Genomic DNA, 14,856 nt, shown 5'->3' on the forward strand with positions numbered 1-14,856 from the left:
AGTGCTCCCCTTTTCCCTTTCGAGGTGAGAATAGGGTAGCCCCTTTATATTCCCCCACCATATTCAAAGTCAATATCTAAGATATCTGTTTTATTCTGTTTATACTTCTTTGTTCGTGGACGCATATCTCGCGTAACCCACACATTGGCTCCAATGATACAGCCTTTCCCTATAGTGATACGGCCGAGGATAGTTGCATTGGCATAGACGACAACATCATCCTTTAGAATAGGGTGACGTGCAATTCCTTTAATAGGCTTACCATCTTTGTCAAGTGGGAAGCTCTTAGCCCCTAAAGTCACACCTTGGTAGAGTTTTACATGATTACCTATAATACAGGTTGCACCAATCACCACACCAGTACCATGATCAATGGTAAAATGTGTACCAATGGTCGCAGCAGGATGAATATCAATACCAGTCTCTGAGTGCGCCATTTCTGTAATCATGCGTGGAATAAGAGGCACATTTTCTAAAACTAATTCATGTGCCAAACGATAGTTAATAACAGCCTTAATAGCTGGATAACATGAAATTACTTCTCCCAAATTGGCAGCTGCAGGATCACCATCAAAGGCAGCTTGTATGTCTGTTGAAAGTATTTTACGTAGGGTAGGGAACTTTTCTATGATACGTCCAGCTATCTTATTAGCCTCATCTTGCATACAACGACGCGTATCATCAGCATTTGGACAATGACAGTCTTCATTAAAACATAAACCAGCCATAACCTGCCGACATAGCAGTTTATGCAATTTTTCTACATTTACACCGATTTGATATTTAATCGTTTCAAAATTAACTGACGAGCGACCATAAAAACCTGGAAAGAGAATAGAACGAGAAAGTTCGATAATCTCCTCCAATTCTTTAGCTGATGGCAAGGGGTCTCCATCACGGTGCTCATGGCTAATACCCTGCAACGCTTCCGGTTCAGAAAGTTCTTCAACGGTCTGTATAAGTTGCTGAGTGATGTCTTGTTTACTCATTGATACTGTATCGAGATGTAATTACGTTGCAAAGATAATGATTATTATCGGATTTTTATGAGTTTGTTCAAGAAAAATATACTAATTTTGCAGTGCTTTTTAAGCATCATTACAGGATAATTTAGATTCAAAAAGAATCTTATTCAATATGTTTCAAATATTTAGAAGATGAAATCAACTATATTTCCACGTTTCATTAACATCTTATTTCTATCTACCATTTGTGTAATTGCCTCTGCAGCAACCGCTTCTCATAAGTCTTCAAAAAACACTAAACGTCAGTATGATGGCATTGACATATCACATCATCAGGGGAAAATCGACTGGAAAGAAGTGGCAAAAGACAAACAAATTAAATTTGTATACATCAAAGCAACACAAGGAACAAGCATAAAGGATAAAAACTACGAACAGAACATCAAGGAGGCACGCCGTCAAGGTTTACGTTGCGGTTCTTACCACTATCTTTCATGCTTAACCTCCGTTAGGTCTCAGTTTCGTAATTTCCAGAAAGTTATGCGAGGACATAAACAGGATTTAATTCCAATGATTGACATAGAACATGATGGTGTAAGACGTTGGAGCAAGAAACAAGTACAAGACAGCGTTGCCTTATTTGCAAAATTAATAGAGAGGAAGTATGGTAAGAAACCACTTATTTATTCTCATGTAAGTTTCTATAATTCTCATCTTTGCCCTCGATTCAATAAGTACTTCCTTTTCTTAGGTAGATATAGTTCTGTGCGCCCATCCATCAAGGGAGTAGGCCGACATAACATCTGGCAGTTCTCTGATCACGGTAAAGTACGTGGTATTCGTGGCTACGTAGACCTCGACCGCTTTATGTCAGGAACATCACTTGCAGCTATCCGCCTATAGTAATTTACAATTATTTGGGATTGTTGCAAATTAAATATAAACAGAGAAAAGTATGTTTCAAGCGAATAATTTATTCGTAATTTTGTAGCTCATAAAAACTTAGATGACTTAAAACTTTCTTTTAAAGAAGAAAGAATGAGAGTACATTATAGCTTCTAATAGAAGAAAATATCAATCGATTTATGAGCTATGAGTCCTCGTAATTAATGATTAGAAACATATTAAGAAAGAATTTAATAAGTATGCGTAAAATAACTATAAACAAAACAATTATATCATTTCGTTCTGCACTACTTACGCTCTTATTCGTAACAACGAATAGTGTTCAGGCGCAAGAGTACCGTGAAACCCCACCGTTAACATTTCGTCCACTGCTACAAGAGCTTGGCACAGAACTTATACAAGGTAAGAAGGGTAGTATCGTGGCCATTGATCCAGCCACGGGTGAGGTGCTCTGTATGGTAACAAATTCACCTACGGGTCCTAATGATGCCCTTGCCATTGCAACTGCTTATCCTCCTGGCTCAGCCATTAAGCCAGCACAAGCATTAGTCTTCCTCTCAGAAGGAATCGTCAAGCCAGACACCAAGATTGCCTGTCATGATGGGTTTCGTGATGGAAACATAAAGGTTAAATGCCATCCGCATTATTCTCCAGAAGCACTTGCAGGTGCTTTGGCTGTATCTTGTAACACTTGGTTCTTGAAATCCTACCTATCAATGTTGAACAATACACAGAAGTATGGTTCTAAGGAGAAGGCTGTTACAACTTGGTGGGAATACATTGTTAGTATGGGACTTGGTGGTCCATTAGGTATTGACATGGCTGGTGAAAAGGGCGGATTGGTTGCCAATGTTAACTATCTATCACGCCGTTATAAGAATAATTGGGAGCCAAAAACAATTATGTGGGCAGGAATGGGACAGGGTGACATCACAGCCACTCCTTTACAGCTCTGTAATTTAGCCGTAACGATTGCAAATCGTGGCTACTTCTTTACACCACATATTCATAAAAGCGTTGAATGGGCACCCCTCCCTTCACGCTTCCTCACGCCACGTCAGACAAAGGTTCCTTCTTACATTTATGCAGATGTCATTAAAGGTATGCGCTTAGCAGTAACAAAGGGTACAGCGACCGTACTCAACGGAACGACCTATCCTGTTTGTGGCAAGACCGGAACAGCCGAAAACGCTGGTAAAGACCATTCTATTTTCATTGGTTTCGCACCGATGAATGAACCCAAGATTGCAATCTCTGTTTATATTGAACATGGTGGATTTGGTGCCGATGTAGCTGCCCCTATAGCAGGATTGATAATGGAGAAGTATCTTAAAGGTAGACTGAGTCCAAAATCACAAGCTATGGCAAAGCGCATTGAGCGCATAAATACGATGGATAAGTAAAACCATTTTGTAATAAAAAATCATACCCTTAAAAATCAATAGATGCTTAATAGCACTTCAATTAAGCATCTATTGGCTTCTAAAAGGTGCCCTTTTGAGGTCTAACTAACGCCCTTTTGAAGTCCAATTAAGCACCTTTTGATTTGCTATTTTGCAACAAGTTGAAAACTAAAGAGTTACAACACCTGCCCAGAACTCTATTTTCAGGCTTACAAATAGCTTTTTATAGCCTTAAACTTGTAAATATATTTCATGCCTACACATATTTTTCTTTAGCAATATTTGATAATAACATTAATAAAAAAAGCCCCCATTCTCACCTTTAAAATAGGGTAGAGAATGGGAGCAAAGTTTATTAGATTATTTTATATTCTCATTACTTCCTTAACGCCCTTCACTGTTCTAAGTTTCTTGATGAGCATATTCAACTTGGAATTATCATCAAGGAGAACAACGAGATTACCAGAGAAAAGGCCATCATTCGATTCAATATTGATAGAGCGCATCACTATTTTCTCATCTTTTGAAATGATATTTGAAATGTTGCTCACAATACCGATGTCGTCATTACCTATGACACGCAGTGTAATAGCATACTGGGATGTACCCTTGCCACTCCAACGTGCCTTAACAACTCGATAGCCAAAACGCTTGCGCATCTCAGGTGCATTGGGGCAATCATCGCGGTGAATCTTTATTCCTCCACTGACGGTCACAAAACCAAAGACGGGATCTCCATAGATAGGGTGACAACACTTAGCAAGCGAGAAGTCTAAACCTTTAAGATTTTTGTCAATGACAAGGACATCATCATTCTTCTTCAGATATTCTGTCGTAGGGTTCTCAAACTCAAAGTTCTCTGCACTCTCAGTCTCTTTTGTCTGATTGAGGTTATGTGCATGATTGTATACTTTCTGATATTCCTCAATGACATAGTTCGGATCAAGCTTCTCATCGGCAATCTGCTTATAGAATTCAGAAACCTCCTTGAAGCCTAACTTACGAATGAGTTGACCCATCGTAGAGTCTTCTATCTCAATCTTCTTATTCTTAAACCTACGTTCAAGCAGTTCCTTCGCATATAGACCATCTTTCACTTGCGTCTCTTTTAGCGCAAGACGTATCTTTGCCTTTGCTCGAGATGACTTGCAAATGTTCAGCCAATCACGATTAGGCTTCTGCGTCGTGGAGGTTAGAATCTCTACAGAATCACCACTATGTAACTCGGTACGGAAAGATACATTCTTGCCATTTATCTTTCCTCCAACACATTGATTTCCTATCTTAGAGTGGATGTGATAAGCAAAATCGAGTACTGTCACACCTTTTTGAAACTTTAGAAGGTCGCCCTTTGGCGTAAAGACATAAATCTCCTTTTCGTAAAGGTCAGACCTAAACTCGTCCATCACCTCAAGGTTGTTACCAGCCTCAAGGGCAGAACGAATAGAAGCTAACCAGTTATCCATTCCGCCTTCTGCCTTCACTCCTTTATATCTCCAGTGTGCAGCAAGTCCATGTTCGGCTATCTCATCCATACGTTCTGTACGAATCTGCACTTCTACCCACTTCTTGTCAGGTCCAAGCACAGTGATATGCAAACATTCATAACCATTAGACTTTGGTACAGAAAGCCAATCACGGAGTCGCTTTGGGTTTGGCTGATACATATCCGTCACAATAGAATATGCCTGCCAACATTGCATCTTCTCCTTGTCTTCTGGTGAATCAAGAATGATACGAATGGCAAAGAGGTCATAAATACCATCAAAGCCACACTTCTGCTTCTTCATCTTCTGCCAGATAGAATGAATTGACTTCGTTCTTCCCTTAATATGGAATTTAAGCCCAGCAGCTTTAAGTTGCTCACTAACTGGAGTAATAAAGCTACTGATATAAGCATCACGCACCTTCTTGGTTGCGTTCAACTTATCTTTTATATGATAGTAAGCATCATGCTCAAGATACTTTAAAGAAAGGTCTTCCAACTCACTCTTTAGCTGGTATAAACCTAACTTATGTGCCAAAGGAGCATAAAGATAACTTGCCTCTTCAGACACTTTTCGCTGCGCTTCCTTATTCTCAACGTCACGAATCTGACGCATAAGGTTGACACGGTCAGCTATCATAATCAAGATAACACGCATGTCTTCTGCAAAAGATAACAGAAGATTTCGGAAGTTTTCACTCTCGATAACTGGCGTTTTCTTATAAAGTGTCTGAACACGTATAAGCCCATGGATAATCTTCGAAGCACCATTACCATACAACTTGCTTATTTCATCAAGTGAAAGGATTCCTGCTTGAACACTTTGATAGAGCAAAATTGAAATAACAGAGTCACGATTTAAACCGATATCCTTTACAGCAATGGCTGCTGTCTGCAAAGAGCAAAGAATAGGGTTGAGCCCAAATACATTGCGTTGGATACTATTGTCTGAAACAACCTTACTCAGATGTTCACGCAGTTTAGGAAGATCATTCTCATAAAACGTTTCCCCAAGTGGCTTCTTCAGACTTTCGAATATCTGTTCAGATAATTCTCTTTCTTTATCCGTATAAATGAATTTCTCTTCCATAGGCATAATATATTCTATTTTCCAAAGGCAAAGATACAAAGAATTTCGATATAATTAGAAACAAATGTGTCAAATAGTTCTTTTCTTTCGGTTTAATTCGTTATTTTTGCAGTTAAAATACAATCTTTTTAATAGCTTACCATTATGTTGAAGAAAGAAGACCTAAAACAGATACATGACAAAGGAATAAACGAAGAACAGATAAATAGACAGTTGGAAGACTTCATAAGAGGCTTTCCTTACTTGAAGCTTGAAGGTGCTGCAACACCAAAGAAAGGTGTTACGGTACTCGATAAGAATGCTTGTGAGACTGCTTGCAAAGCATGGCAGGATTATCAAAATCACGGGCATAAAGTTGTCAAGTTTGTTCCTGCTTCTGGTGCAGCCAGTCGCATGTTCAAAGACCTTTTTGCATTTCTCAATGGAAATAACGAAGCACCTATTAGTGATTTTGAAAAGGAGTTCTTCTCAAATATTCATCACTTTGCGTTCTACGAGGCGTTATCAGCCAAATGTCAGCAGTTGGAAGGTAAAACTATCGATGCGTTGATAGCTGAAGGGCGATACAAAACTGTCGTTGCTACATTATTAAATAAGGAAGGATTGAATTACGGACAGCTACCTAAAGGGTTGCTATTGTTCCATTCTTATGACGATGGAGCACGTACTCCAATGGAAGAACATTTGGTTGAAGCTGCTCGGTATGCGGAAAGTAACAAGCAAGCACACGTACATTTCACCGTATCGCACGAACACTTAGCCTTCTTCAAACAAAGAGTAGCTGACAAACAGGCTAAATTTGAAGGTAAATTTGGTGTAAAATTTGATATTTCTTTCTCTGAACAGAAACCAAGTACGGATACAATTGCTGTAAATCTTGACAATACTCCTTTCCGCAATGAGGACGGCTCATTATTGTTCCGTCCAGCCGGTCATGGCGCATTGATAGAGAATTTAAATGATTTGGATGCTGAAATTGTATTCATTAAGAATATAGATAATGTGGTACCAGACCGCTTGAAGGAAGAAACCATCAGTTGGAAGATGATTATTGCAGGTAAACTTGTAACCTTACAAGAGCGTGCTTTTGCTTATCTTCACAAACTGGAGGAAGGTAATTGTACACATTCAGAACTCGAAGAGATGCTTGATTTCTTACAGAATGACCTCTCTTGTGAGAAGCATGATGTGGCTTCTTTGAATGATACAGCATTGGCTGACTACTTATATAATAAGTTAAATCGACCAATGCGCGTATGCGGTATGGTTAAGAACGTTGGTGAACCAGGTGGCGGTCCGTTCCTTGCTTATAATCAAGATGGTACTGTCAGCCTTCAGATTCTTGAGAGTTCTCAGATTGACAAGAACAACGAAGCATCTATGAAGATGTTTACAGAAGGTACACACTTCAATCCTGTTGATCTTGTTTGCGCTATCAAAGATTACAAAGGCAATGCTTTTGACTTGACAAAGTATGTAGATAAGTCAACAGGTTTCATCAGTTCAAAGTCAAAGAATGGTTGTGAGCTTAAGGCATTAGAACTTCCTGGATTGTGGAATGGTGCTATGAGCGATTGGAATACAGTCTTTGTAGAAGTACCACTCAGCACTTTCAACCCTGTAAAGACTGTCAACGATCTTCTGCGTGAGCAGCATCAATAAACATTATGAGCAGTATTAATAAGCATCATAAGAACAAAACTTAGTTTCGTTCATGATAAACTCAATTATTCCCAGCCCTTAGAAAACTGATTTCTAAAGGTTGGGAATCTTATTATCCATGAATGTTAGGATATTAATCATTTGACATACAGACACTACGTCTCGACCCATGATAAACATAATTAGATGCGATATCTATCTGTCTTCTACTAACAACGAATTCCCTTATTAATTGAGGTTTGTAAACTATTTTCATACTCTTCAAAACCAATATATGCTCTTTTGGCTTCTTAAAGACGCTCTTTTGGCTTGCAAAAGGTGCCCTTTAAGACTCTTACTAACGCCCTTTTGAAGTCCAATTAAGCACCTTTAATTTTACTACTTGGTAACTACTTGATTCTCTGTTGATTGCAAATCAGCTTCTTATATGTGTTTTTGCCGTTAGTTATAGATGTTTTCTTTGAAATTATGTAATTATTTTTCAAACCATCATCTGCATATTTTCGAAGTCTAAAAAGAAATGACTTTCAATGTCAGAGGATAATAATAGGATAGAATGTTGACTATCTTAGCTAAATTTTTGTTTAACGAGTAACTTCGGATCTTCCGTTAAAGCAATACGAAAAGTGTCAACACATTTAACGGAAGAATACCTATTATATTCTATTCATCCACAGAATAATATCAAAAAAGATAAGAGAAATCTTGTAAGGTTCAAATAAAAATTATACCTTTGCGCCACAAAAGACACATTTAATGATGTTTCACCTTATGAAACGTCGACACTATCAATTGTAATTTCCCATACATATTTATATGTTAAGCAAAGAAGAATTATTAGAGAAAGAAGTTTCTGAACTTGAAGCTATTGCTCAGAGTACTGGTGCTGTTTACTCACCTGGAGATGATAAGGATAAGCTCGTTTATGCCATCCTTGACCGTCAGGCAGAAGAGGTAGGTACAGCACATCCCTTAGAATCAAAGCGTAAGCGTACCAGAATAGCACGAAAAGATACCGACAGGGTTTATTCGGTACATGGTGAAGAAGGGGAAAACTTCGACCTACAGAAGAATAAAAACACGGCAACAAGTCAGCCTTCATTATTCAAAGAGTTACCTGAAACAAAGGACGATAAGACTGAAGAGAAATCTCCAGAAGAAATATTAGCATCTATTCCAAAGCATCGTGGTCGTAAATCTAAGGCGGAATTAGAGGCTATTGCAGCTGCAGAAGCAGCTATTAAGGCTAAAGCAGAAGAGGCACAGCAGACAAAAGAGCCTGTAGAGGAGGCTCCAATAGAGAATGTAGAGCCATCTGCTCCAGAGGATTTCATCCCAGAAGATCAGTTCTCTAACGTATCACAGCAGGAAGAGAGTGAAGGTAAAGAAGAATTATTGGCACGCCTCCAGGAGAAGGTTAACGCACATAATATGAATATGGAACCAGCTGGTTATCCTGTATTACCTGATGGTGTATGGGCAGGTGACCCAGGCGATGGTACAGATTTCATTCCAGTTATTGACCTACCAATTGAAGATCAGGGTATTGTTCCAAACTATGATATGTTTGATCGGCCTACAACTCCTGCTCAGTTGCCGTCAACTCCTGTCTATGATAATGCTCCAGTTGCAAACAATGCGAACTATGATTTCTCTGATCTTATCAAGGCAAACGGCGTTCTTGAGGTAATGCCTGATGGTTATGGCTTCCTCCGTTCAAGCGATTATAATTACTTATCATCACCTGATGATGTATATATTGCAAACAATCAGATTAAGCAATATGGTCTGAAGACAGGTGACGTTGTAGAATGCCACGTACGTCCACCACATGAGGGTGAGAAGTATTTCCCACTGACAAGCATTGACAAGATTAATGGTCGTAAGCCTTCTGAGGTACGTGACCGTATACCTTTCGAACATCTTACACCACTCTTCCCAGAGGAGAAGTTCACACTCTGTGGCGATCCTCGTACAACTAATCTTTCAACACGTATTGTAGATCTCTTCTCACCAATCGGTAAGGGACAGCGTGCATTGATTGTTGCACAGCCAAAGACGGGTAAGACTATCTTGATGAAGGATATTGCAAATGCCATTGCAGCCAACCATCCAGAGGCTTACTTGATGATGCTCTTGATTGATGAGCGTCCTGAGGAGGTTACCGATATGGCACGCACAGTAAATGCTGAGGTAATTGCTTCAACATTTGATGAGCCTGCAGAACGCCACGTTAAGATTGCCGGTATCGTTTTGGAGAAGGCAAAACGCATGGTTGAATGTGGTCATGATGTAGTTATCTTCCTTGACTCAATCACTCGTTTGGCACGTGCTTACAACACTGTAGCACCAGCATCTGGTAAGGTATTGACTGGTGGTGTGGATGCCAATGCATTGCAGAAGCCAAAGCGTTTCTTCGGTGCTGCACGTAATATTGAGGGTGGTGGTTCTTTGACTATCATAGCAACAGCCTTGATTGATACTGGTTCTAAGATGGATGAGGTTATCTTCGAGGAGTTCAAGGGAACAGGTAACATGGAGTTGCAGCTTGACCGCAGCTTGAGCAACAAGCGTATCTTCCCAGCTGTTAACTTGGTTGCTTCAAGTACACGTCGTGATGACCTCCTCCAGGATCGTACAACACTTGATCGTATGTGGATTCTCCGTAAGTACATTGCTGATATGAATTCTATTGAGGCAATGAACTCTATCCACGACCGTATGAGACGTACAGAGAATAATGAGGAGTTCCTGTTGTCGATGAATGATTAATGAAATCAGATTATTGAAACTTATTGTTCTTTTCTAACAGTAAGTTTACAGTATTAGTAAAATAGAAAAAGTGTATCAAAAGTATGAAACAGCATTGTTTCCTTTTGATACACTTTTTCTGTTTATATACAATTTCTCCCAACTGCCCAAAGGCTCTCTTTTGTCTTATTTTTTCACAACCTACTTTTTAAAAGATGCTCAATTGCGTTTGAATTAACGCCCAATTGGCTTGCAAAAGATGCCCTTTTCGATGCTAACTAACGCCCTTTTAAACCCTTACTAAGCACCTTTTAAAATATGGTTTTATAATATACTGAATTACTGATAGTTATAAAGATGATTTTAAGACATCATATCTTATGCTTTTAGGGAGTAAAAATAATAAATTATGTAATATATTTTCAAACAAGAAAATATAAAATATCATGTACTTTCAGAATATAAAAACACGATGCTTTGATAACTGAATAATCCCTTATCTCTTGATAAACCTAACATTTGCATAGCCAACAAGCTTATCGGTACGTCCTCCTGGTGGACGGAAATAAATAAGGGCTTGATAGCTATTTTCGGTTTGATAATGGCTATTGTCAACTCTAAAAGATGAGAGTCTACCTTGCTCATCTGCAGCAAGGAACTGATAATTATAATAACCTAACTTCAAGGGGACTACAGCCTCATAATATCCACCAGCAGAATTATATGTCATCTCATAAGCAGGAAGCAGACGGTCATAAGTCCAATCACCATTCAAAAATATTCTGTAAGGGTAGGGGGAAGGTACGTTTAACTGAAAATGAGTCAGCATATAGTCACTCGTTGTATTTATCTCAACATTATCCGAGTTACGTATTAAGAATGCACCATCAGCATCTTCATCATACAGATAATTCAAGAAAGGAGTAGTAGGGTAGAGATAGGCATGAAAATTCTTACCATCCCAACCAATTTTATCTACGCCCATAGAAGCAACATCGGTTGAGAGGATCTCAAACTTCCTATATTCATTACCCGCCCAAAAGATATAATCTTGATTATGCGACCATCGTAAACCATTTGACATGACATACTGCGGTTTACTATTCCAACGAGCATCAAGCCAATTACGGTTTTGTAATACGACTGTCTTAATCTGCTGCTGTGGATTACTTACGATGTAAGTACCATAATCTATCAGCATCTCAGCCTGCTGTTGCTCACGATTAATCGACTGATCTGTTTGTGTAGTTATATTCAATCTAACACCCATAGAACTCTCTGCAGGTTCTGTAAGCATAAAGCAAGCTGTAAGCAAAGGGTGGTCAGAGCTACTATCATCATCATAGACATATAGACGATAATTGCCAGACAACTTTGGTTGACACTTATCATTTGGTATCTCAAAATGATAGTGTGTGTAAAGTGTATTCGTAAGGGTAGACTCCTTTACATCATCTATTGTGTTTCCTGCTATAAAACTATCTACAACATCACTTTCGAAGAGTCCGACGGAAGGCTTCCAATCAGCTTCACAATGCTCTAACCGATAAGTCAGACGGCGGTAAGTGTGTGTAAGATCGTCAAAATCTATACTTATCTTTCCGTCATTGAGTACCATGATAGGCAAGTCCATCCACTTCTGATTAGCAACAACCTGCAATGAACGGATATTCTCGTCATTGATTTCATGTCGCTGAGCAGAGGTAGAAAGGGGAAAAAGATAAGCTAAGCAATAGATGAATATAAAGCCTAATCTCCTCATTCTTCTTTATTCAATAAATCATTGAGAAAGCAATCTAAGTCCTTATCCAAATCATGCATAAGATCACCACCTATAATAACAATGTCGTCATCAACAAGATAAAGCTCTGAAATATTATTCCTATCATCATCTTCAAGGATGAAACTATAAGGCTTCATGATTGACATATTCTCAATTACATCCTTTATACGATTAATTTCTGAACGCAAGATACATGCTGCTTCTTGATAAAAATTATCACTCTTATTATCAATCCATTGGTCGATGACACAGCGAGTAATCTCATCATCGCTATCGTCAAAAGCCATAAGATCACCACTATCTTGCGATACACGCAAATGAATATCTGTCATTGGCATATCACAATCATTAGCAGTAAATTTCTGTGCTACTTTCTTCAAAAAGCGCTCAATTTGTTGCTGGGTCTGTTCGGTTCCTATCATTCCTTGGTATATGTTTATTTTATAACAACGGCAAATATACAAAAAGTTTTCGATTTTGTATATACGAACACATTTTTTTACGCTCTTTTTTTGATGATTATAAAAAAAAACATTATCTTTGCAACATAACTCATTGAAATAAAACAGCCTAAATAAGGAAAACAATATAAAATGAAACAAACAATTCTTGTTACTGGAGGAACTGGATTTATTGGTTCACACACAAGTGTAGAGCTGATAGAAGCTGGTTATGAAGTCGTTATTGTTGACGATTTATCTAACTCTAAAATTGAGGTTTTAGATGGTATTGAGAAAATAACGGGCGTTAGACCAGCTTTTGAGCAGGTTGACCTTCGTGATCGTGAAGCTACAGAAAATGTCTTCCGTAAATATCCTAATAAGATTGAAGGTATTATTCATTTCGCGGCTTCTAAGGCAGTAGGCGAGAGTGTACAGTTTCCTTTGATGTATTATAGAAACAATATTGTTTCATTGTTGAATCTATTGGAGCTTATGCCAAAGTACAATGTAAAGGGAATCATCTTCTCAAGTTCTTGTACCGTATATGGCCAGCCTAAGCCTGAGAACCTACCTGTTACAGAGGATGCTCCACATCAGAAAGCAACTTCACCATATGGTAATACCAAGGAAATCAACGAACAAATTATCTTAGATTATATTAATAGCGGTGCTGATATTAAGAGTATCGTATTAAGATATTTTAATCCTATTGGTGCACACCCATCAGCATTGATTGGTGAATTACCTAATGGTGTACCAAATAACTTGATTCCTTTCGTTACACAGACAGCTATGGGTATCAGAAAGGAATTGACCATCTTCGGTAATGATTATAACACACCTGATGGTACTTGTATCCGTGACTACATCTATGTTGTTGATTTGGCAAAGGCTCACGTTGCAGCTATGGCACGCGTACTTGACCAGGATACATATAAGATTGAGTGCTTCAACATTGGTACAGGTAGGGGTAACTCTACAAAGGAGATTGTTGAAACCTTTGAAAAAGCTACGGGTGTTAAGGTAAACTGGAAATATGGTCCACGTCGTGAAGGCGATATCGAAAAGATCTGGGGCGATTGCACCAGAGCCAACAAAGTATTGGGTTGGAAAGCTAACACGCCATTGGCTGACGTTCTCGCAACTGCTTGGAAATGGCAGGAGAAGCTTAGAGAAGACGGAATTATGTAGAAATCATTTTTTACGATTAATAATAGTCAAGATTAGTAAGCAAAAACAATATTGCAGGTGTATCCTGCTTTATTTTGTGTTTGTGTTGTTGTTATCCCTCGATGTGAATCGAGGGATAATTTTTATACGCTTAAATCAGTCCTACTATTTATCAATGCTGTTCGCTAAACATTTACTCTATCATCAGTGTTTATAGCATTCCACCTTATATATAACTACTATAAAGTATCTCTCTATTCATTTTCAAGCAATGTGTTGTTGCCCAGCACAAGTGGTGCTCATGCTCAGCACGATTGGTGTTGAGGGTTAATCACATTACAAAATATGGATAGGAGAGGGATAACTTATATAATAATCAATAAGAAGAACAGAACTGTTATCTACTATTCGATTAAGGCTAATTATACTTCCCAAGAACTATCTTAAGGTAAAACAGAACAACATTAAGGATAAAAAGATTAAAAAAGAACAACTTTTATCCGTATAAATTTGCGAATATGGGATATAATCTATAATTTTGCACATAAGATTTGCGATGTGCAAGTAACTAAATAAATAATTACAAGGGTATGTCAATATCAAAGACCAGACAAAAGCTTGTTGATGTAGCACGCCAACTTTTTGCAAAAAATGGTATTGCCAACACAACAATGAACGACATCGCCAAGGCTTCAGGTAAAGGTAGACGCACACTCTACACTTACTTTAAAAGCAAGGACGATGTGTATTATGCTGTTATTGAGTCTGAGCTGGAGCGTTTATCAGACAAGTTAGACGAAGTAACTGCTAAAAACATCAGCCCTCAGGATAAAATCATCGAACTGATTTATACTCATCTTAGTATGATTAAAGAGACTGTTATGCGTAATGGTAATTTACGTGCAGAGTTCTTTAGGAATATATGGATGGTAGAGAAGGCGCGAAAGAACTTCGATGAAGACGAGATTGAACTCTTCCGTAAGGTTTATTCTGATGCCAAGGAAGACGGAGATTTTGATATTGAAAACGTTGAACTTGTAGCAGACATCACACACTATTGTATCAAAGGACTTGAAGTTCCATTCATCTATGGTCGATTAGGTCATGGACTAACAGAGGAATCTTCACGTCCGCTTGTGGCTAAGGTTGTGTATGGTGCATTAGGAAAAAGTGGACTGAAATAAACCATCATTCTAT

10 protein-coding genes are annotated in these 14,856 nt (G+C 38.4%); 6 read left to right on the top strand and 4 right to left on the bottom strand.

All coding sequences use genetic code 11. The annotated features are described in order from the left end of the window. Window positions 1-44: 44 nt before the first annotated feature. A complete protein-coding gene (locus HMPREF1505_RS09190; RefSeq protein ID WP_036924840.1) occupies window positions 45-989 on the bottom strand; it encodes a serine O-acetyltransferase in 945 nt (314 codons plus the stop codon). Window positions 990-1,157: 168 nt separating this feature from the next. Between HMPREF1505_RS09190 and HMPREF1505_RS09195 the strand changes: the two genes are divergently transcribed. Both HMPREF1505_RS09195 and HMPREF1505_RS09200 read left to right on the top strand, forming a co-directional pair. Beyond that, window positions 1,158-1,868, top strand: a complete 711-nt coding sequence (locus HMPREF1505_RS09195) for a glycoside hydrolase family 25 protein (protein ID WP_036924842.1) — start codon at window positions 1,158-1,160, stop codon at window positions 1,866-1,868. A gap of 242 nt (window positions 1,869-2,110) precedes the next feature. Then, a complete protein-coding gene (locus tag HMPREF1505_RS09200) occupies window positions 2,111-3,274 on the top strand; it encodes a penicillin-binding transpeptidase domain-containing protein (RefSeq protein WP_051412358.1) in 1,164 nt (387 codons plus the stop codon). A 365-nt stretch (window positions 3,275-3,639) separates the two neighbouring features. Here the strand turns inward: HMPREF1505_RS09200 and HMPREF1505_RS09205 are convergent, their stop codons facing one another. After that, a complete protein-coding gene (locus HMPREF1505_RS09205; RefSeq protein WP_036924945.1) occupies window positions 3,640-5,850 on the bottom strand; it encodes a bifunctional (p)ppGpp synthetase/guanosine-3',5'-bis(diphosphate) 3'-pyrophosphohydrolase in 2,211 nt (736 codons plus the stop codon). Between the two features lie 144 nt (window positions 5,851-5,994). Between HMPREF1505_RS09205 and HMPREF1505_RS09210 the strand changes: the two genes are divergently transcribed. Then, window positions 5,995-7,512, top strand: a complete 1,518-nt coding sequence (locus HMPREF1505_RS09210) for a DUF4301 family protein (protein WP_036924844.1) — start codon at window positions 5,995-5,997, stop codon at window positions 7,510-7,512. Between the two features lie 816 nt (window positions 7,513-8,328). Next, window positions 8,329-10,284: a transcription termination factor Rho gene (gene rho / locus HMPREF1505_RS09215; RefSeq protein WP_036924846.1), complete on the top strand. Its 1,956-nt coding sequence runs from the start codon at window positions 8,329-8,331 to the stop codon at window positions 10,282-10,284. Between the two features lie 475 nt (window positions 10,285-10,759). Here the strand turns inward: rho and HMPREF1505_RS09220 are convergent, their stop codons facing one another. Together HMPREF1505_RS09220 and HMPREF1505_RS09225 are read right to left on the bottom strand one after the other, a co-directional pair. Beyond that, window positions 10,760-12,025, bottom strand: coding sequence for a DUF5103 domain-containing protein (locus HMPREF1505_RS09220; protein WP_036924848.1), 1,266 nt, complete (start codon window positions 12,023-12,025; stop codon window positions 10,760-10,762). Beyond that, window positions 12,022-12,468, bottom strand: coding sequence for a hypothetical protein (locus tag HMPREF1505_RS09225; protein WP_004359818.1), 447 nt, complete (start codon window positions 12,466-12,468; stop codon window positions 12,022-12,024). Before HMPREF1505_RS09225 ends, HMPREF1505_RS09220 begins: the two co-directional genes overlap by 4 nt. A gap of 171 nt (window positions 12,469-12,639) precedes the next feature. Between HMPREF1505_RS09225 and galE the strand changes: the two genes are divergently transcribed. Together galE and HMPREF1505_RS09235 are read left to right on the top strand one after the other, a co-directional pair. Continuing rightward, on the top strand, window positions 12,640-13,680 hold the full coding sequence (galE, locus tag HMPREF1505_RS09230) for a UDP-glucose 4-epimerase GalE (protein WP_036924850.1): 1,041 nt from the start codon (window positions 12,640-12,642) through the stop codon (window positions 13,678-13,680). A gap of 569 nt (window positions 13,681-14,249) precedes the next feature. Next, entirely contained in the window at window positions 14,250-14,843 is a 594-nt protein-coding gene (locus HMPREF1505_RS09235) for a TetR/AcrR family transcriptional regulator (RefSeq protein WP_036924852.1), read from the top strand. The last annotated feature ends 13 nt before the right edge of the window (window positions 14,844-14,856 follow it).

Origin of the sequence: Prevotella sp. ICM33, from assembly GCF_000517825.1 — a bacterium.
GTDB classification, from domain to species: Bacteria; Bacteroidota; Bacteroidia; order Bacteroidales; family Bacteroidaceae; genus Prevotella; species Prevotella melaninogenica.

Coding starts and splice junctions, on each gene's coding strand:
- HMPREF1505_RS09190 (WP_036924840.1), bottom strand. CDS start 989: ATGAGTAAACAAGACATCACTCAGCAACTTATACAGACCGTTGAAGAA.
- HMPREF1505_RS09195 (WP_036924842.1), top strand. CDS start 1,158: ATGAAATCAACTATATTTCCACGTTTCATTAACATCTTATTTCTATCT.
- HMPREF1505_RS09200 (WP_051412358.1), top strand. CDS start 2,111: ATGCGTAAAATAACTATAAACAAAACAATTATATCATTTCGTTCTGCA.
- HMPREF1505_RS09205 (WP_036924945.1), bottom strand. CDS start 5,850: ATGGAAGAGAAATTCATTTATACGGATAAAGAAAGAGAATTATCTGAA.
- HMPREF1505_RS09210 (WP_036924844.1), top strand. CDS start 5,995: ATGTTGAAGAAAGAAGACCTAAAACAGATACATGACAAAGGAATAAAC.
- rho (WP_036924846.1), top strand. CDS start 8,329: ATGTTAAGCAAAGAAGAATTATTAGAGAAAGAAGTTTCTGAACTTGAA.
- HMPREF1505_RS09220 (WP_036924848.1), bottom strand. CDS start 12,025: ATGAGGAGATTAGGCTTTATATTCATCTATTGCTTAGCTTATCTTTTT.
- HMPREF1505_RS09225 (WP_004359818.1), bottom strand. CDS start 12,468: ATGATAGGAACCGAACAGACCCAGCAACAAATTGAGCGCTTTTTGAAG.
- galE (WP_036924850.1), top strand. CDS start 12,640: ATGAAACAAACAATTCTTGTTACTGGAGGAACTGGATTTATTGGTTCA.
- HMPREF1505_RS09235 (WP_036924852.1), top strand. CDS start 14,250: ATGTCAATATCAAAGACCAGACAAAAGCTTGTTGATGTAGCACGCCAA.